At 56.4% G+C, this 19,147-nt stretch carries 17 protein-coding genes and 1 tRNA gene; 5 read left to right on the forward strand and 13 right to left on the reverse strand.

Translation table 11 applies throughout. The annotated features are described in order from the left end of the window. Nucleotides 1-36 precede the first annotated feature (36 nt). The 6 genes from AC1Q6D_RS12090 to AC1Q6D_RS12115 form a co-directional block, all read right to left on the reverse strand. Entirely contained in the window at nt 37-756 is a 720-nt protein-coding gene (locus AC1Q6D_RS12090) for a substrate-binding periplasmic protein (protein WP_103406596.1), read from the reverse strand. Beyond that, entirely contained in the window at nt 753-2,126 is a 1,374-nt protein-coding gene (locus AC1Q6D_RS12095; RefSeq protein WP_103406597.1) for a glutamine synthetase family protein, read from the reverse strand. Before AC1Q6D_RS12095 ends, AC1Q6D_RS12090 begins: the two co-directional genes overlap by 4 nt. A 309-nt stretch (nt 2,127-2,435) precedes the next feature. Continuing rightward, on the reverse strand, nt 2,436-3,155 hold the full coding sequence (locus AC1Q6D_RS12100) for a type 1 glutamine amidotransferase (RefSeq protein ID WP_103406598.1): 720 nt from the start codon (nt 3,153-3,155) through the stop codon (nt 2,436-2,438). Nucleotides 3,156-3,256: 101 nt separating this feature from the next. Beyond that, a complete protein-coding gene (locus AC1Q6D_RS12105; RefSeq protein WP_047526603.1) occupies nt 3,257-3,697 on the reverse strand; it encodes a flavodoxin domain-containing protein in 441 nt (146 codons plus the stop codon). After that, nucleotides 3,694-5,025 (reverse strand): FAD-dependent oxidoreductase, encoded by a 1,332-nt coding sequence (locus AC1Q6D_RS12110; RefSeq protein ID WP_103406599.1) that lies wholly within the window; start codon nt 5,023-5,025, stop codon nt 3,694-3,696. Before AC1Q6D_RS12110 ends, AC1Q6D_RS12105 begins: the two co-directional genes overlap by 4 nt. Before the next feature lie 2 nt (nt 5,026-5,027). Then, nucleotides 5,028-6,293, reverse strand: coding sequence for a cytochrome P450 (locus tag AC1Q6D_RS12115; RefSeq protein ID WP_492618468.1), 1,266 nt, complete (start codon nt 6,291-6,293; stop codon nt 5,028-5,030). A 293-nt stretch (nt 6,294-6,586) separates the two neighbouring features. Here AC1Q6D_RS12115 and AC1Q6D_RS12120 point away from each other — a divergent pair, with 293 nt between their 5' ends. The 4 genes from AC1Q6D_RS12120 to AC1Q6D_RS12135 all read left to right on the forward strand — a co-directional run bounded on the left by AC1Q6D_RS12120 (nt 6,587) and on the right by AC1Q6D_RS12135 (nt 11,427). Next, nucleotides 6,587-7,267 (forward strand): type 1 glutamine amidotransferase, encoded by a 681-nt coding sequence (locus AC1Q6D_RS12120; RefSeq protein WP_103406601.1) that lies wholly within the window; start codon nt 6,587-6,589, stop codon nt 7,265-7,267. 80 nt (nt 7,268-7,347) lie between these two features. After that, entirely contained in the window at nt 7,348-8,841 is a 1,494-nt protein-coding gene (locus AC1Q6D_RS12125; RefSeq protein WP_103406602.1) for an aldehyde dehydrogenase, read from the forward strand. A 213-nt stretch (nt 8,842-9,054) separates the two neighbouring features. Next, nucleotides 9,055-10,437 carry an aspartate aminotransferase family protein gene (locus AC1Q6D_RS12130; protein ID WP_103405150.1) on the forward strand — a complete coding sequence of 461 codons (1,383 nt, stop codon included), beginning with the start codon at nt 9,055-9,057 and terminating at the stop codon, nt 10,435-10,437. Nucleotides 10,438-10,647: 210 nt separating this feature from the next. Next, a complete protein-coding gene (locus AC1Q6D_RS12135; protein ID WP_103405151.1) occupies nt 10,648-11,427 on the forward strand; it encodes an SDR family NAD(P)-dependent oxidoreductase in 780 nt (259 codons plus the stop codon). A gap of 372 nt (nt 11,428-11,799) precedes the next feature. Here AC1Q6D_RS12135 and AC1Q6D_RS12140 read toward each other — a convergent pair whose 3' ends face one another. Genes AC1Q6D_RS12140 through AC1Q6D_RS12150 form a run of 3 tightly spaced genes read right to left on the reverse strand, consistent with a single transcriptional unit; the run spans nt 11,800 to nt 14,200 of the window. Beyond that, nucleotides 11,800-12,036 carry a thioredoxin family protein gene (locus tag AC1Q6D_RS12140; protein ID WP_103405152.1) on the reverse strand — a complete coding sequence of 79 codons (237 nt, stop codon included), beginning with the start codon at nt 12,034-12,036 and terminating at the stop codon, nt 11,800-11,802. Nucleotides 12,037-12,055: 19 nt separating this feature from the next. Further along, nucleotides 12,056-13,093: a permease gene (locus AC1Q6D_RS12145; RefSeq protein WP_103405153.1), complete on the reverse strand. Its 1,038-nt coding sequence runs from the start codon at nt 13,091-13,093 to the stop codon at nt 12,056-12,058. 27 nt (nt 13,094-13,120) lie between these two features. Continuing rightward, nucleotides 13,121-14,200, reverse strand: a complete 1,080-nt coding sequence (locus tag AC1Q6D_RS12150) for an ArsO family NAD(P)H-dependent flavin-containing monooxygenase (RefSeq protein ID WP_103405154.1) — start codon at nt 14,198-14,200, stop codon at nt 13,121-13,123. A gap of 549 nt (nt 14,201-14,749) precedes the next feature. Between AC1Q6D_RS12150 and AC1Q6D_RS12155 the strand changes: the two genes are divergently transcribed. Next, the gene (locus AC1Q6D_RS12155) at nt 14,750-16,366 is read left to right on the forward strand and encodes a GGDEF domain-containing protein (protein ID WP_103405156.1); all 1,617 of its coding nucleotides are present in this window, start codon (nt 14,750-14,752) and stop codon (nt 16,364-16,366) included. Between the two features lie 299 nt (nt 16,367-16,665). Here AC1Q6D_RS12155 and AC1Q6D_RS12160 read toward each other — a convergent pair. The 4 genes from AC1Q6D_RS12160 to AC1Q6D_RS12175 form a co-directional block, all read right to left on the reverse strand. Continuing rightward, nucleotides 16,666-16,739, reverse strand: a tRNA-Gly gene (locus AC1Q6D_RS12160). A gap of 263 nt (nt 16,740-17,002) precedes the next feature. Next, nucleotides 17,003-17,887 carry an alpha/beta fold hydrolase gene (locus AC1Q6D_RS12165; protein ID WP_103405157.1) on the reverse strand — a complete coding sequence of 295 codons (885 nt, stop codon included), beginning with the start codon at nt 17,885-17,887 and terminating at the stop codon, nt 17,003-17,005. A 311-nt stretch (nt 17,888-18,198) separates the two neighbouring features. Continuing rightward, entirely contained in the window at nt 18,199-18,891 is a 693-nt protein-coding gene (locus tag AC1Q6D_RS12170; protein WP_103405158.1) for a pseudouridine synthase, read from the reverse strand. A 33-nt stretch (nt 18,892-18,924) separates the two neighbouring features. After that, nucleotides 18,925-19,143 carry a cysteine-rich CWC family protein gene (locus AC1Q6D_RS12175; protein ID WP_047526728.1) on the reverse strand — a complete coding sequence of 73 codons (219 nt, stop codon included), beginning with the start codon at nt 19,141-19,143 and terminating at the stop codon, nt 18,925-18,927. Nucleotides 19,144-19,147: the final 4 nt, after the last annotated feature.

Below are 19,147 nucleotides of genomic sequence, written 5' to 3' on the forward strand. Positions count from 1 at the left end.
AGTAGACAAGCTGAGATACAGGGTGAGTGCTGTTTCTCAACGGGTCCCGAAGGGGTAGCTCAGCGAAGGCATCCATTTGCGCCAAAGTTGTTCCAGTTGGCCGTTCGATTTGATCGTCGCAAGGGCCTCATTGACGTGGGCGAGCCAAGCCTCATTTCCCTTTTTGACCGCAATGCCCCATTGGTTTTGAGTGGGAACACTGAACCCGATTTCCAGGTCCGGTTCCTCGGCAAGCGGAACCAGCGCGACGTCGTCGTCCACGAATGCATCGATAATTCCGTCGCGTAGCGCGCTGACCATGTCACCCAAAACATCGTCGCTATCCCCGCCGAAAGGCACGCAGATGCAGCCGGTGAACGTTTCGGCCAGTGCCATGTTCAAGCTTTGGGCAATCGCACCGACTTTCTTGCCCTTCAGGTCTGATGGGGATCGCAGATTTGAGCCACGTCGAATCATCACGGCTTCATCGAATACCGCGTACGGCTCAGTGAAGTCGGCCAATGTCTTGCGATGAGCGGAAATGCCCTGACCGCACAAAATGACCTCGCCTTCCCCAGTCTGTAGCGCGGGATAAAAATCGGCCCAGTTCTGATAGGCGAACTGAAAAGGCAGGCCCAATGTTTGGGCCAGCAGCCTGCCCAGATCGGATTCGTAGCCGTGTCGGAAACCGTTGTCGTCTCTCCAGAAAAGCGGTGGAGCAGGGAGGTCTGCACAAATCATTCGCAATTTTGGTGCTTGGAGGGCTTTGTCGATCATGGCAGGTAGTCCAGGTACATTTTGCGTTCCCAGTCGGTCACTACGCCGCAAGAGCGAGCCCATTCATCGGCCTTCAGTTCGCGATAGAGACTGGACAGTTCTGCAGGGAATGCATTGCGTACGACTTCATCGCGATCAAATGCTGCAACGGCGTCACCCAGGGTGAGAGGAATCCCCACCGACTCGCCGCCGTCGACATAGCTGTCTTTGGACTCGGACGGGCCTGGGCTTGTCTTGTTGCGAAGACCATCCAGCATGCCGGCCAGAAGCACGGTGTGCGAGAGGTAGGGGTTCACGCTGGCATCGGGAAGCTTGTACTCCAGACGACCGTTGGCGGACAGGCGCACGGTGCAGGTTTTGTTGTCCATGCCCCAGTTGATTCGAGTTGGAGCGAATTGGCCGATATCCCAGAAGCGTTTATAGGAGTTCACGGTCGACGCCATGATCATCATGGAGCCAGGAGCGTGAGCGAGCATGCCACCCAAGGCATGCATGCCTGTTTCAGTCAGGTGCAGTTCACGTCGACCGGGTTCAGCCAGAACGTTACGGTCGTCTTTCCACAAGCTGACGTTATGGTGGCAGCCGTTACCCATGCTGCCGGTGCTCGGCTTCGGCATGAAGCTCGCCTTGACACCGAATTCACTCGCGACCTGGCGACAGATCAAGCGATAGGTCATCAGTCGGTCTGCAGTCAGTTCACAGGAGTCAAACATCCAGTTGAGTTCGAGCTGGCCTGGGTCCTCGTAATCGCCTTCGATCATGTCCAGGCCCATGGAGATCGCATATTCCATGACGCGCTTGTAGATAGGGCGCATCAGCTCGAGGTTGCCCATGTGGTAGGCCGGGCTTGCACCTGGGCGCACTTGAACTTCCAGCTTGTCGCCGAACCAGGTCATCTCTGGCTCGCAGCCCGATTTCATACGGAAACCGGTTTCCTTGATGAAGGCTTCATGCGAACGGATCAAGTGTCCACGAGCATCGGTGCCCAGTGGGGCGCCGCCGTTTTCGAGGCGGTGATCCGGCTCGTACATACGGCAGAAGAACGAACCAATGGATTTGTCCCACGGAAGAATGTTGAAGCTATTAATGTCCGGGATGGCGGTGAACTCAGCCGCTTGTGCGCCCCCGCCCAGCAGTTCGCCAGTACGGGTCGTTTGAAGATCCGAGACGGCCGTGCGATGGAATTGCACGCCTTTCTCAAGGTTGCGCAGCAGGTGTTTCGCCGGCACGACCTTGGCGATGACGCGACCGGAGAGGGTGACAACTTGGTAGTAGAGGTATTCGACGCCGGCATCTTTGATGCGTTTGGCCAGTTCCAGGGATGCTTGGGAGCTGGTGTTGAATTCTCTGTGCAGGTCTAACGCAGTCATTCGAGTTCTCCTGGCGCTGCATGGGCAAGGCATGGCAGCAGCACATTCTTGTTGTATTCCTGCTCTGACGGCTGGCACATGGCACCTGGCAGGGACGCATTTAATTTAAGATATGGTTTTATATCTTTCAAGCGTTAAATTTTGAAATCGCCGATTTTTAAGGTTGTTTCGTGCGGTTTTTTTAGTTTTTTATAAGGTAAAACGAATAAATAGCGACCTTTACGACGTGAGATCAGGCGCTTATAAAGGGGGATGGCAAAAAAAAGGGCCTATACATACAGGCCCATAGGTTAATCGGTTGGGTGATGCTTACTGCGTACAATGGGTGCGAAAGAAGTCCGCGACCCATTTCGCTACAGGAGACGCATCGACGGGTAAATGAGCAATGGAATCCAGGGCGTTGGCCGACACGTAGTCGCTTAGAAGATCGCCGCGAAATTTTTTTGCCAGTGCCTGGATGTATTCCGCTGAAAACTCAGGATGGTACTGAACGGAGATCGCCGGAAAGGAATAGGCGAAGACACCGTTTTCACAGTGAGCTGATCCACCTATGCGGGTCGCTTCTGGCGGAACCTTCTGAACCTGATCTTGATGGAAGACAAATGAGGCAATGCGTCCTGGAAGTTCGGGCGTCTCATAGTTGTATTGCTGAGAGCCGACGCCCCATCCCTTGCTTGATTTTGCGTTCAGGCCGCCGTACGCATCCGCCATGATTTGGTGGCCAAAGCAAATCCCGAAAACCGGAATTCGTTTCTGTCTCAACTGTTGAAGGAGTGCGATCAGGCCAACCATCCAGGGACTTCGCTCGTAGGTGCTGTGTTTCGACCCGGTGAGGATAAAACCATCGAAGTCATCCGGGGCCGGGAGCTTTTCTCCACGCACTGGCGACAGGTAGGTGAACGTGGCTTCCGGAAGATAAGGGGATAGCCACTTGTCGATCATTTTCGGGTACGACCCAAACTCATCGATCAAGTCGTCGGGTGTTCGTCCGTTTTCCAGAATACAAATCCGCAATGGCTGTTGAGACATATTTCACCTCATGAATCGTAGGGCTGCACATGACGACGGTGATTCAGGCAGCGCCGTGAAGGCGCTGGTTCACGAAGTCGCCATTGTGCCGGTCGTAGTGTTCACAGTCCTGATAGAACCGCTTTAGCCCAAGGCATTGCAATGTCACCGGGAAGTTGTCCTGCGCTGGCGTCATGCACCCCTCGTTCCCCCACCTGTTTGGCTCCCAGCCGAGTCAGCGTCTGTGCAACGATCTCGCTGCCGCGGTTGAAGGTTTCGTAGAAGCTGTCACCCAGGCCAAACAGCGCGAACTTGAGACCGCAGAGGTTGGGTTGTTCACTGTTGAGCGCTTCGAAGAAAGGCTGAGCGGAATGCGGAAGTTCGCCGTCGCCATAGGTCGAGCACACGATGAAATAGAACACGTCTGGCGACAGATCGGTGACTGAGAATTTAGACATGTCGGTGCTTTCGATGCTCACGTCTGCGCTGAGTGCATCGACGATATCGTCGGCGACCATTTCAGCGTTACCGGTTTCTGTGCCGTAGAGGACTTGAATGTTCATTTATTGTTTTCTCCTGCTTGATGGGACTGGGCTGCGCCCAACATGGCAACCTTGTTGCGGAATTTTCGGCGCGCGCGGCCATAAGGGGCATTTTTGAGTTCGGCCGTATCGATGCGCTTCCAGTCTTCGTAGCAAACAGTCGTGCTTTTGATCGCCTCTGCTATCGCCGAGTAACCTGGTTTCCCAAGGCCCAGGGCGCCCGACTTCACGGCCTGTACGATGTTGTCGGCCACGTGTTTGGCATCCGCTCGATTGTCCGGGATCGTGCCCGTGGGGCCTCGGCGGAACCAGCCGGTGCAATACAGGCCGTCATCCAGAAAGCCGTTCGCCAGATCGGAGCCCTGGCGTGATAAATCCGTGCGGCACAGATCGAGTTCCGGGCGCTCTTCAAATCCAATCGCAGTGATGATGCTTGTCGCGGGAATGCTTTGCTGACGGTCGGGGTTTTGCGTGTCTTTCAGCACCAGGCCTGCAACATGGTCGACACCGGCCACGCGAACGGGCGCCCAGCCAAAATGGAATGTCACCGATTTTTTGCTGGTGTCCGGCTCGACTTCTGACGTGGCCAGCGCGAGCAGTGTTTCCATCTTGGCCCTGGCAAGCCCGAGCAGTGCTTCTATTTTGGCCCTGGCAAGCGGATCCTCAATCGATTCGAGATCGAACTCGTCGTGAAACTCGAATTGCACATTGGCGAGTTTGGCGAGTTCTTTGATCATCACCGTGTCGAATTTTGCCAATGCAGCTGGCGATCGACCTACGACATCGATGTGTTCTATCGGGCTGCTCGCCAGGTGTGTCAGTGCTTCGTGGGACAAGTCCGAGCCATGAAACTCTTCGCCCTTTTTGACCAGCAGTCGCAGCACGTCGATGGCAACGTTGCCGTTGCCCACGATGATTGGGCGAGCGCCAAAGCGTGGCAAAAACGCTTCTTCGTCCGGGTGATCGTTCAGGAAGCGAGTGACCTGTCCGGCGCCGTAGATGTGATTCAACGCATCCCCCGGTACGCCCAGTTTCCGATCGCCATACAGGCCCGTCGCAACCACCACGATGTCGTAAGCGGCACGCAGATCTGCCAGGGGTAGTTCGGTGCCCACATGAACGTTACCCAGAAACCGGATTTTCTCGCGTTCAAACATTCTTTCGAATTGCCGGGTCACTGCCTTCGTGCCCGGGTGGTCAGGCGCCACACCGTAGCGGACCAAACCGTATGGAACGGGCAGTCGTTCAATCAGCGTGATCTCTGCGTCCGGCCATTCACGTCGAAGTGCTTGAGCCATGAAGCAGCCCGAGGGGCCCGACCCGATGATCGCAATGGTTGGAGTGCTCATGATCAGACCTCTGGATCGAACGCCATGGGCATCGCAATAGGGCCCGTGTTTCCGCTATCCGGCAGCCATTGCACTTCGCCATTGAAGCGAGGGTTTTTGATGCGTTTTGCAAGAAGCGCCAAGGCTTCTGTCATGTCGCCGCGAGCAATGAAGTGACCGATGCAGTGGTGAGCGCCTGCGCCAAAACCGAAGTGCGCCTGTCGTTTGGCCGTGATATCGAACCCGGGATTTTCGAAGACGGTCGGATCGGTACCGGCCGCCTGGCTGAACAGGTGAACCGTCGTGCCCTTTTTGATATCCAGTCCTTGGTAGTTGAAATCCTCCAGCGCTTCGCGGGTCACCCATGTCACGGTCGGGCGCACGCGCATGACTTCTTCGACAGCAGCCCTTGCCAGCTCAGGATCTTCACCCAGCAGTTTCCACTGGTCCGGGTGCTGGACGAACATGTCCATGGCCAAAGCGATCTGGTTACGCGTGGTGTCGATACCGCCGAAAATGGCGAGAACGATCATGTCGTACAGTTCTTGATCGCTCAGCGCGGTTTTGTCTTCTTCGTTGGCTTTAACCAGCAGGCTGAGAAAGTCATCGCCCAGGCCGTTCTTCTTCAGGGCTTCAACCGCCATGGCGGCATAACCGAACAGCTTGTCGGTCGCGGCGTTGATCTTTGCTTCGTCCTGCTTGAACGTCACGCCCAGCGCCAGGCCCATGTCCACCGCCAGCTGAGCCAGCCCTCGCCACTCGCTGCGCGGTAAGCCGAGGAGGGCGCAGATGACTTGAGTGGCGTATGGCTCAGAAAAGTCGGCGACGAATTCGCAGGTGCCTTTCTTCGAGAATCCATCAATGATTTCGTTGGCCATGTCCTGAAATACAGGCGTGAGCTTGCGTACGAGCTTCGGTGCAAAAGCAGGGTTCGCAAGGCGGCGAAGGCGGGAGTGATCGGCGCCTTCGCGACTCAGCAGCATCCGAATCCACCAGTCGGCAAAACTTCCTGTTGCCTTATTGTGCGCAGGCCATGCGTAGCTCCCCTGGCGAAGACGCTGGTCTCGAATCAGCGCGTTGACTTCGTCGTAGCGAAGCACTGCGATGCCATAAGGCGTCCGTGCAAACCAGCTTTTTTCTCGCGCATCAATCACTTCCTTCGAGCGCATTGAAAAGGAAGGGTTGGCCACATCCAGGTAGGGCGCAGCTTCGAGCGTAGTAGGGAGACTGGAAGACATTTGGACACCTTCGATCGTTATTAGAAGAGGCGAGCTGCTCGCGATTCGCACGGGTCAACTGCGAAGGTTGACGGGCGGTGCGGGCCATTACCTGCGTGGGTCTGGTATCTCGCCGGAGTCGCATTACGAATTCAATTTAAAATATGGTTTCATATCTTTCAAGGGGAATTTTCGTTTTATGGGGGGCTGGCGGGCTCGTTTTTGCCATTGCATGGCACGAATCGCATAAGAATTTGGCTGTTTAGAGTGGAAAACTACCTGATGAGGGCGTAAAAAGCTGCTTGGCATCTAATTTACTTTAAGATATGGTTTCATAAGTATTAAGATTCGATCAGGATTTGCTTATGAAGTCGCCGCGCGCCATTGCAATTGTTCATTCCGATACTGATGTCCCTGGCAGCCTGCCCGAGCTCTTCAGCGAGCAGGGTATGGATCTGGAAATTGTATCCATCAGCCAGGCCCTGCCAGCGCCTGAAACGCTCGACATCGTTGTTGTGATGGGCAGCCCTGAATCGGCCTATGACCATCGATTGCCCTGGTTGGACGCCGAGCTGAAATGGCTGAAGTCTGTTCAGGAGCGAGGCGTGCCGACGCTTGGAATCTGCTTTGGCAGCCAGTTGCTCGCCCGCGCGCTGGGTGGTCAGGTCTATCGAAACTCCACCGCAGAAATCGGTTGGACTGAAGTCCAGACACTTCAGGCGCAGTGGGCACACAAGGGCCCCTGGCTCAATTTCCACTTTGACGCCTTCACGCCGCCCCCCGGCTCAACCTTGTTGGCGAAAACCGATCTGGCCCCCCAGGCCTACCGCAAAGGCAAGTCCATGGGGGTGCAGTTCCATCCGGAAATTGACGCACAGATGTTCGATACCTGGACGCACTACTGGCGCAATACCGAGGAGGGGCAGCGCTTTCTGGCCTCTGCCGGAGATCTGCCAGAGCGTATGCGCGCGGAGATTCAGGAGAAGGAGGCCGCTAATCGAGCCAACTGTCGCCTGCTGCTTCAGGATTTTTTAGCCGCTATCTGAAACACCCATTCAACCCTGACCCAGCCTACGAATTCAGCGAGCTCGACCTGGGCCATCAATCGTGAAACCTGAGGACAACCATGCAACCGTTAACTTTGAGCGATTGGGAAACCAAATCTGCACAGCTGAAGATTGAAGGGCGCGCGTTCGTGAATGGCGCGTATGTGAGCGCTGCGGCAGAAGCTGTTTTTGAGTGCGTCAGTCCGGTCGACGGGCGCTTTCTCGCCAACGTTGCCAGCTGCGATGCCGCCGATGCGGATCACGCAGTAAAAGTCGCCCGCGCCACATTTGACGCTGGTGTCTGGTCTCGTTTGTCGCCCGTTTCCAGGAAGCAGGCGATGCTCCGTTTTGCTGATCTGCTGGATCAGAACGCCGAGGAGCTGGCGCTCCTGGAAACACTCGACATGGGCAAGCCCATTTCGGATGCACTGAATGTCGATCTTCCTTGCTCAGCTGATGCCATCCGTTGGAGTGGTGAGGCGATTGACAAGATTTACGACGAGGTCGCCGCGACACCTCACGACCAGTTAGGCCTGGTCACTCGCGAGCCGATCGGCGTTGTCGCCGCGATCGTGCCGTGGAACTTTCCGTTGATGATGGCGTGCTGGAAGTTGGGCCCTGCACTTGCAGCGGGCAACTCGGTGATTCTCAAACCATCGGAGAAGTCGCCTCTGACCGCCATTCGTATTGCCCAACTGGCAATCGATGCCGGCATTCCTGCGGGCGTCCTGAACGTACTGCCGGGCTATGGCCACACGGTAGGCAAGGCGCTCGCCCTGCATATGGACGTCGATACCATCGTCTTCACGGGCTCGACCAGGGTCGCCAAGCAACTCTTGATCTACTCCGGCGAATCCAACATGAAGCGCGTATGGCTGGAGGCTGGCGGCAAGAGTCCCAACATCGTTTTCGCCGACGCTGCCGATCTTCAAACCGCAGCGGAATCCGCAGCAGGTGCGATCGCCTTCAATCAGGGAGAGGTTTGTACCGCCGGTTCCCGTCTTCTCGTCGAGCGTTCGATCAAAGACACATTCCTTCCGATGGTCATCGAAGCACTGAAAGGTTGGACGCCCGGCAATCCTCTTGATCCTGAAACAAACGTGGGAGCCCTGGTCGACACGCAGCAGATGAACAACGTGTTGGCCTACATCGAGGCCGGTCACAAGGACGGTGCCAAATTGGTCATCGGTGGCGAGCGCGTGCTTGAGGAAACGGGTGGGACTTACGTACAGCCCACCATTTTCGATGGTGTCAGCAACGCGATGAGAATCGCCCGGGAAGAAATCTTCGGGCCGGTTCTGTCGGTCATCACGTTCGATTCGGTCGAGGAAGCGATCTCGATCGCCAACGACTCCCCATACGGTTTGGCCGCTGCGATCTGGACCGCGGATATTTCCAAGGCACACCTCACGGCCAAAGCCTTGCGGGCGGGCAGTGTATGGATCAATCAATACGATGGCGGCGACATGACCGCCCCCTTTGGTGGATTCAAGCAGTCGGGGAACGGTCGCGACAAATCGCTCCACGCGTTTGACAAGTACACCGAGCTGAAAGCCACCTGGATCAAGCTGTAATGGGGCGCGAGATGTCCGTTCAAAACACGCTTCTTTTCCGTCAACACGCCTGATTGGGATTGAAGCGGCGGCTCTCCCGCAGAGAGCCGCCCGGAACTTTTATTGATGCACGGCCCCCCGGGCCGATGCTCAGTCGCAGCAAGGCCTGAACATCATCGGCGAATGCTTTGACGAGTTGGCATAACGCTCTCTTCCAGACTGTGGGCTCATACCATGAACAAGACAAACCTCACGCTTGAACAGAAAGACGTTAAATACCATATGCATCCTTACACGGATGCCCGCCTTCATGAGTCGGCTGGCCCATTGATCATCGAGCGTGGCGAAGGTGTTCACGTCTTTGATAATCAAGGCAAGCAGTACATCGAGGCCATGTCGGGGTTGTGGAGTGTCGCGCTGGGCTTCAGCAATCAGCGCTTGATAGAGGCTGCACAAAAGCAGCTGCGAACACTGCCGTTCTATCATTTGTTCACCAGCAAGGCGCATGCGCCGAGCATCGAGCTGGCAGAAAAGCTGGTTGAACTCTCGCCAGTGCCAATGAATAAGGTGTTTTTCACCAACTCCGGCTCTGAAGCCAATGACACGGTTGTGAAGCTTCTGTGGTACCGCAACAACGCTTTGGGCAAACCGGCCAAAAAGAAATTCATCAGTCGGATGAATGCCTACCATGGCATCACCGCCGTCAGCGCAAGCCTTACCGGGATACCTGCGAACCAGCGAGGTTTTGACGTGCCTCTTCCTGGTTTTCTCCACGTCAGCTGTCCTCACTTCTACCGGTTCGCAAAGCCGGGTGAAACCGAGGAGCAATTTGCGGATCGTCTCGCTCAGGAACTGGATGATCTGATTCAAAAAGAGGGCCCCGAAACCATCGCGGCCTTCTACGGGGAACCGTTGATGGGAGCGGGTGGTGTGATTGTGCCGCCTGAAACCTATTGGGAAAAAATCCAGAAAGTGTGCCGCAAGCACGACATCCTCATTGTGGCTGATGAGGTGATCTGCGGTTTTGGTCGTACCGGCAACCTGTTCGGGAGCGAGACGTTCGGGATCAAACCAGACGTTATGGTGTTGTCCAAGCAACTGTCTTCGTCCTACCAGCCGATTGCAGCCATTTTGATCAACGACCTGGTGTATCAAGGCATCGCTGATCAGAGCCACGCACTGGGCACCCTGGGTCATGGGTTCACCGGAGGCGGACACCCCGTCGCAACGGCGGTCGCGCTTGAAAACCTGAAGATCATTCAGGAAGACAATCTGGTTGAGCATGCAGCCAATATGGGAGAGGTGCTTCGCCATGGGCTTCGGCGCTTTATCGGACATCCGCTGGTAGGGGAGGTCCGTGGTGTGGGGCTTATAGCGGCAGTTGAGCTGGTGGCCGACAGGGATACCAAAGCGCCGTTTGAGACTGTGGGTCGGCTGGGTCGCTACTTGGCGTCACGTGCGCAGGATCTCGGGATGATCGTTCGCAGCATGGGCGACTCGATCGCTTTTTGCCCTCCGCTCATTTCAACCGAGAAGGACATCCAGGCCATTCTGGATTGCTTTGAGCAATCTCTCGAAGATACCTGGCAGTGGTTTGAGCGCAGTCGAGGCCAATAAATAGCGCGGCTCACTACACCGGCTGTAGCTGCTCACAAAAGGGGGGGTGATCGGCCGACAGGATGCGGCGCTGATTCAAAGTCCTGTTGCAAGCTTTGTTTGAACGCCATCACCGCCTCCATTGTTGTCATCACAAGTACTCGAACAACCGGCGTTCATCGGCCCTTTTGCTATGGTGCTTTAAATTGTGTGATCAAAAAGAGATGAGAGATGACGATTCCCATGTGGCAAGGTCAAGTCGCGCTGGTCAGCGGCGCGGGCAGTGAAAGTGGTATTGGTCTGGCGATCGCCAGACGTTTGGGCCGCGAAGGCGTGCGTGTATTGATCACTGCCAGCAGTGCGCGGATCCAGCAACGTGTCGCCGAGTTGCAGGCTGAGGGTATAGACGCTCGGGCGATGACAGCCGACCTGACTGACGAATTGCAGGTCAAGGCGCTTGCCGATTGGGCTCAAGAGCAGTTCGGACATATCGACATTTTGGTCAATAACGCCGGTATGGCTATGGTCGGCAGCCCGGAACCCTTCGTCGAAGTGGCGGACATGGATTTGGCGACCTGGAATCTGTCTCTGGCGCGCAACCTGACCAGCGCTTTTCTGCTGACTCGTGCGGTTTTACCTGGAATGAAGACGCGCGGCTACGGACGCATCGTCCACATCAGCTCAACAACCGGTACACGCGGTAGCAATCCAGGTGAGTCGGCTTACAGTGCGGCCAAAGCAGCGATGCTGGGGATGAATATGGGCCTGGCGCTGGAAGTCGGTAAACGGGGCATCACCGTCAACAGTGTTGCCCCCGGCTGGATTGATACGGGGGCCTTGACCGAGGAGGAAAGCCGCGCCGGTACCTACACTCCGATCGGCCGCGCCGGTCGTCCAGAAGAGGTTGCCGCTGCTGTGGCGTTTCTGGCGTCTCCGGAAGCCAGCTATATCACCGGTGAAGTGCTGGTGGTGGATGGCGGTAATTGTCTGATCGAAAACAAGGCGCCCTGACGCTAGCCTCGAACTGCTGTCTTGTAGCGGGCCTGCTATTTAGCGAAAAAATCAAACGTACAGATACTTGCAGGCCCATCTGCTGGCGGCATCGAGCTCGGATCTCGTCTGGGTTCAGGCACCTTTGCCTCGCAGGAGCGAATCCTGCTGATGTGATTTTTCAGATAGCAAGAGTGATGCCGCAGGCTCTCGGCAATTTTCAAAGTCGTTGAGCCACTGTCGTGTTGCGCGCAGCGTTTATCGCGATGGGTTACGCGACGCAGCCATTGCGCAGTTGATTTTCAGACTTTGTTCTGCGCCGCGATATTCAGCATTGGATACTGCTTAGGCCTCTCCTCACCGAGTGTGTCTGGACGTCCAGAGGCGACCCATCTAGGCGCTAAGCCACGCTTCAACCTTGTCACGGCTCGGGATGCCCCCTGAGTGAACAACCTTTCCATCAATCACGACACTCGGGGTGGACATGACCCCGTAGCTGACGATCTGTTGCATGTCTTCGATTTTTTCCAGTTTTACAGGGACGCCTTTCGCACTCGCCACCTGTTCGATGATGGCTACTGTCGATTTGCATTTTGCACAACCGGTGCCCAGAACCTTGATGTCTTTCATAAAAACCTCGGCAGGTGGATTACAACGCAAAGTTGAAGACGTAACCAACGATGAGAATACCGACGGCGACGACCCCAATGAAGGTGGCTATCAGGCGAATTTTCAGCACCTTGCGCAAGATCACCATCTCCGGGAGGGATAGAGCGATGACACTCATCATAAAGGCCAGCACCGTGCCCAGCGCTGCGCCCTTTGCGAGCAGTGCCTGAACAATGGGGATGATGCCTGCGGCATTGGTATACATGGGGATGCCGATAAGAACCGCGAGTGGCACTGACCACCATGCTTCCTTGCCCATGAAACTGGCCATGAAATCCTCAGGTACATACCCGTGAATGCCTGCGCCAATGGCAATACCGGCAAGGATGTAAGGCCATACTTTTCCGACGATTTCACGCACGCTGCTGAACCCGGCATTTATCCGCTCATACAGCGGCATGCTCGTGTCCCCGGCGGTTGCCTGGATCCTGGGCATATCACGAACCCAGTCTTCCAGATAGGCCTCCATTTTCAGACGCCCAATGACCCAGCCGGCAACAATCGCAATAAACAACCCCAGGCTGAGGTACAGCAATGCAACTTTCCAGCCGAACAGGCCAAGCAGCAGTGTCAGCGCTACCTCATTCACCATGGGCGCAGAAATGAGGAAAGAGAACGTCACCCCCAGGGGCACTCCGGCTTGAACAAAACCTATAAACAGAGGAACGGCCGAGCACGAGCAAAACGGGGTAAACACACCGAGAGTGGCCGCCATGACATTGGCCGTGCCCTCGCTTCGACCCGCCAACATTGCGCGGGTGCGTTCAGGCGTGAAGTGGGAGTTGATCATGCCCATCAAGAACACGATGCCGGTCAACAGCATCAGCACCTTGGGCGTGTCATAGAAAAAAAACTGTAAGGCGCCTCCCAGGTGGCTCTCGCGATCAACAGGAAGCGCTGCGACCAAAGCCTCTGAAACGGGTATCAGGGCTTCATACAATCCCAACCAGACAAGCGCTGCAACCGCTAAAAACAGGCGGGGATTGCGCTCCGGCCAGCGCGCGATCATTTCATTCATGTCCTCTACTCCTGGGGGGCAGGCGCACTAGGCCACGGACGGATCGCCAAGAAAGGTCGCGATCTCATTGACTGTGCTGCGTGCTGTGCGTGTTACACCAATCAGTGTGGCGGAAGCCGAACCTGTCCATTCGCCATAGCCCACCAGCCATAGTCTTGGTTCCTGGATCGAGTGAGTGCCGTCGACTTCAACACGACCTTCAGTGTCGACCACCCCCAACGAATCCAGATGCTGAAGGGCGGGCCTGAACCCGGTACACCAGATCACCACATCCACTGCCGATTCAGATCCATCGGCCCACATCACACCAACGCGAGTGAAGCGTTCAAAGGGGCGCACAGATTTGAGGACTTCACGCTCACGGGCTTCCAGCACTGGCGGCACCATGACAATGTCTCCCAACCCGCCGACGGGCTGGTCAATGACACGCCCCTCCTGTTGGGCCTTCAAGCGCTGAGTGGCGCGCTCGAACAGTACCCGTCCATCCACGTCGTCAGGCAAAAACACCGGCTCGGCAGGGGTTACCCAAGTGGTCTCGGCGACCTTGGAGACTTCTGCCAAAATCTGCGCTCCTGAATTGCCACCACCCACGACCAAAACCTTCTTGCCAGCAAACGCTTGTGCATCGACATAGTTCGCGGAATGCAATTGCCGACCGGCGAATAACTCGGCATCAGGGTAGTGAGGGATATACGGATTGCTCCAGGTGCCGGTGGCGCTGATGACAACCCTGGCATCCCAATACCTGTCGTCAGAACGGACTCGTAAGCCAAATTCAGTGCCCTCCACCGCGGTGACCCGAACCGGACGCTCAACAGGAAACCGGTAGCGCTGCTCATATTGGTTGAGGTAGTCGATTACATGATTTCGCGTTGGATATCCCTCCTGCGCAGGCGGCATCATCCAGCCTGGGATCGAACTCCAGGTGGACGGAGAGAATAAACGCAGCGAGTTCCAGCCATGCCGCCAGGCGCCACCGGGCTCTTCCTCTGCGTCGAGGATGACGAACGAAAGTTGAGTTCGGCGCAGGAAATACGCTACCGCCAAGGCTGACTGACCCCCTCCGATAATCACTACATCTCGTTGGTCGCTGTGCGAAGGCGTCATGGGGAAAACCTTGAGTCGATGTTGGGCGGTGTCCAGTATAGCGATCCAGGTTTGAACTCAACTGATCCAGCTCATAGGTTGGGCGCCCGGACTCAGTCAGGGCAGGACTCACCTTCGTCGCTTCGGGAGTATCGATAGCGGCGCTCAGCCAAAAATAGGATCAATGTATTGGCGTGCGGGGCTGAAATTCCAGCCTCGCTGAGCCTCGGTGACCTTGTCGAATGCCTGGCCAGTGAAACTTGCATTGATTCAAGCTGCGAGCAGTCAGCCAGACGCCAATTTCGTCATGCGCCAGCACGTTCAAACGAGTGGCGCAGGGGGCGCGAACAGATAAACGCAGTGCGGCTTCGCCGCACCGAACACTGCAATCACCCTGGCCAGCGCAGTTTCAGTGCCGACACGCATACCGGGATGTCACTGACCCGGTCTGTTCCTTGCTGACAACTGACTTGGCTGAATTTGTTCCGATCTGGAGGTGGGCCAGTCTTGCGTCAGCCCTCGGTCAATTCGGCGTCGACATCAACAGCCTCAACACATTGGCGGGACTGAATGCATACCAGCATAATGGCCGCAATCAACTACACATTAACGGGGATGACGATGACGGCGGAGCCGGAACTCAGCCAAGTAAAAAGGCTGCGTCAGTTCATAACCTATGCTCGGCTGGCCGCCGTCACTGTGATGATAATCGGCTTGGTTGTGCTGGTTGGCTGGCTGCTTGATGTGCCTTCGCTAAAGGCCGTGCTTCCTGGCTGGACTGCAATGGTAGTCAATACTGCCTGCACCTTCACTGTCCTCGGTCTGGGACTGTGGTGCGCTACGTTTAGAGTGTCCCTGGCCGGAAACTGGATCAGACGGCTTGGCGCTGTCTTGACGATACTGGTTGGAGGACTGACCCTCGTTGAATATGTCATGTCGGTTGATCTCGCTATTGATTTGCTCCTTCCTTTCGAGCTTCAGCGCACTCAACCTGTTCTTTTTCCGGGGCGAATGGCGCCGGCGACAGCGCTGTGTTTTCTGCTTTCCGGCTTTGGCCTGCTGCTTGAGGGCAGACCCTTACTGCCGCAAATATTCGCTTCATCCGCGCTATTTATTAGCCTGATGGCGTTTGTGGGCTATTTGTTCGATGTCAGCGCGCTTTACTCGGTGGGCCTCTATAGCTCCATGGCCATCCATACGGCTATTGCGCTGATCCTGTTCAATACCGGACTGCTGGTTATCCCGGAGCGTTCCGAATTTGTCGAGTTACTGACAAGCGACACAGCGGGTGGCGAGGTTGCCAGAAGCTTGCTCGCCAGTATCCCGGTGGTCATTCTCGGCATCGGAGGTGCTCTGCTGGTCGGAGAAAGGTTGGGCTACTACGACAAGCGGTTCAGCCTGGCCTTGATGGCGACGCTGAGCATAGCCATGCTCGTTGCGGTAATCCTGAGAACGGCGAGGCATCTTTGTCAGCTCGATAAGTCGAGAGGGAATGCTCAGGCGGAACTGGCTGCGCTGAATGCATCCCTTGAGTTGCGGGTGTTCGAACGAACTCGTGCCCTCGAAGCGGTGAACAGCAAACTCACGGACGAAATATCGCAGCGACAAAAAGTCGAAGATGATGTGCGCCGACTGTCACTGACGGATGAACTGACCGGTTTGCACAATCGCCGCAGCTTTTTTCTTTTGGCTGACCAGCTAATGCGCTCTGCTCGCCGTAATGATCAATCCTGCTTGCTGTTTTTTGTTGATCTCGACGGTCTGAAAAAACTTAATGATATCCACGGTCATGAGGCGGGCGACCTGGCGATCATGGCTGCTGCGCAGGTGCTCAAATCAGCATTTAGAATGAGTGACATTGTCGCCAGGATCGGCGGTGATGAGTTTGTAGTCCTGGCTGTCGACGCGGGGGAGTCCTCGGATGCGCTCTCTGCTCGTGTGCAAGCACTGGTTGACGAATTCAATGGTAGTGAACGCTGTCGTTATCCTATCGGCTTAAGTATCGGTGCTGTTCGTTGTTCGCCAAATGAGCTGAAGCCTCTGGGGGAGTTGCTTGCGTCTGCAGATGCCGCGATGTACGCCAATAAGCAGCGTCGTCGTCAGCAAGCTCTGCATTGTGTTGGGTGCGCGATACATGTACCGCCCAGGCCCGTAGGTCACCCACTTGAATCGCCCTCGGTCTCGTAGAAGCTTTCGCGTACTCAATTTGGGTCTTCAGGTAGCCCGAGTTGCTTTCAGCGTTCAGTGGTTTTGATCTGCACTCCGTTCCGGGAGAACGTGGCGGTCCGAGGCTTGGTTCCGGCATATCCCGCAAGCAGGATGCTGAGGACACAATCCAGCGCCAGAATGAGCTGGGGCTATGGTTCGGCTTCGGTTGAGTGGGTAGGGGGGAAACCGGGAGTGATGGAGGGGTGGATCGAGGTGGGCTTGAAGGTTCGAAATCGGAGAGAAAGTTGGCTGGAAGGCCCGGAAATACAGGGGGGAGGTGGAGCGGGTAGAGGGAATCGAACCCTCAACTAAAGCTTGGGAAGCTTTCGTTTTGCCACTAAACTATACCCGCATTACTCGCGTTCACGGTGCACTCAAGCGGGTTGTTCAACAAGAACCCTCGTTATCCGCTTGGGAAGCTGGAGTGATGCCATTCTACGGCCCGCGCTCAGAGCGGTGACTTTTTACCAGATACGGCTGGGGATTTGAAGTTTTTCTTTACGTGGGGCGGGTTTAACGCAGTTGAAGCGCATGGCGGTCTATCGCGGGCAAGCCTCGCACGTGCAGGAATGCGTTTAACGCTGCGGGGCGAAACTTGCTCGCGATGACTCTGTTTCAGATTGCCAATGCATGGTGGTCCTGGACGTAGTGGTAACGCGGTCGGCTTTCGTGCTGTGCCGGTTTCAGGAACCCAAGCAGTGCGTTGCGGCTGTCCCGGCAGGCGGCTTTGTGCTCCATGTCGAGAAAGTGGCCGGTGGCTTCAAGCGTCGTGAAGGTGGCGTGTTGCACGTGGTCGGCGAACAACCGGGCGCCTTCGGCGGCGGTGTATTCGTCCCATTCGCCGTTCATGAACAGCACCGGTACGTTGATTCGCTGTGCAGCCTTGAAAAAGCATTGGCGATCACTGTGCAGCAGGTCGCTGATGTGGAAATGCATCTGCCCGTATTCGTGATCGGCCAGGCTGCTGACGTGCCGGTAGTTGAAGCGCTTGAACAGCGTCGGCAAATGTTTGCCGATGGTGCTGTTCACCAGGTTGCCGACCCGGTCGCCATCGCGGCTGCCGAGATAGTCCACACCGCGCTCGAGGTAGTCGAGCATGTGCGCGTTGATCTCCGGCGAGAACGAGCTGATCACGGCTTTTTCGATGCGCCGTGGCTGGTGGGCGAGTGCGACCAGTGTCGCGGCGCCACCCCAGGAAAACGACAGCACGTGTTCGGCGGCGAAGTGGTCGATCAGCTCCAGGAGGATCTGCCCTTCGACTTCCTTGGTCAGCAATTTCTCATGCAGGTTGTGGGCTTTTGACTTGCCCGCGTAGGGCTGGTCGTAGCAGACCACATTGAACTGCGGGTGGAGGTTTTTCACGGTTTGTGCAAACGACGCAGTCGTGGCCATCGAGCCGTTGACCAGAATAATGGTCTTCTCTGCGGCGTCTGCGCGATAGAACTCCGTGTAAACCCGATACTGACCCTGTATATCCAGCACAGCGATTTCTGGCCTCATGTCATAAGACTCCTGGCAAGCGGGTATGCGCGCAAAAGAGATTGCACGAGCTTTGTGACAGGTAGGCATACGCCTGGAATTTGAGAGGCCCATGTCGATCCGGTAAAGCAGGTCGACGGGTATTATTATTGGCGGGCAGTTTGCCGGGGGAGGCGGAACCTGAAGGTTCTCTACCGGCAAAAAGTTTCTTAGAAGTACGTTGTGACTCGTCAGTCACATTTCGGCTGACGACCTGATTCAAGCAGGGGAGAAGCGATCGCGCAAGTGCCGTTGGTAAATTGTTCGACAACTTCTGCTCAGCGGTAGACGGCTTAGATCATTTCGATCTCATCAACGCTCAGCGGGCGGTATTCGCCCGGTTTCAGCGCCTCATCGAGCACCAGAGGCCCCATGCGTTCGCGATGCAGGCGCAGCACTTTGTTGTCGAAGTGTCCGAACATCCGCTTCACCTGGTGATAGCGTCCCTCGACGATGCTCAGGCGCGCGGATTTCGGCCCCAGCAGCTCCAGCTCTGCCGGTTGGGTGGTGAGGTCTTCGAAGGCGAAGTACAGGCCTTCGCTGAATTTGAGCGCGTATTCGGGGCCGATGGTCTGTTCGGTTTCGACGTAATAGACCTTTGGCAGTTTGGTCTGCGGTTGGGTCAGGCGCCGCGACCAACTGCCGTCGTTGGTGATCAGCATCAGGCCGGTGGTGTTGAAATCCAGTCGACCGGCGATGTGCAGGTCATCCTTGTCCGGCTCGTGGATCAGGTCGAGCACCGTCGGATGCTGCGGGTCACGGGTGGCGCTGACGCAACCGGCGGGCTTGTTCAGCATGAAGTGGCGAACCGGTTTGCCGGCCTGCAGCACGTGGTCGTCGACCTCGACGCGGCTGAACTCACGGACTTCGGCATGCGGGTCGCAGGTGATTTTTCCGTCAATCCTCACGCGTTTTTCCGCCAGCAACTGGCGCACTTGCTGACGGTTGAAGCAAGGCAGGTTGCTGAGGAAGCGGTCGACGCGCATGGCTAAGGATCGGCGAAAAAGGGGCCGGGCATCTTACTCGATTGGCCGGGGCGCTGCTTGCAACTGCGCCTCGACTGCGGCGCAGCGCGGGCACAGGCAGGACGCGTTGCGCAGCTCGAGCGGCAATGCCTGGAGTATCGCCGGGTCGATGCTGACGCCATAGCACCAGCACGCCCGGTCAGCGGTTCGCGGATCGGCCAGGGTGCAGTCATTGGGCGCACCGCAGGCCGGGCAGAGGTCTGGCTGATTCATGAGT

The organism is Pseudomonas sp. MT92 (genome assembly GCF_058792515.1).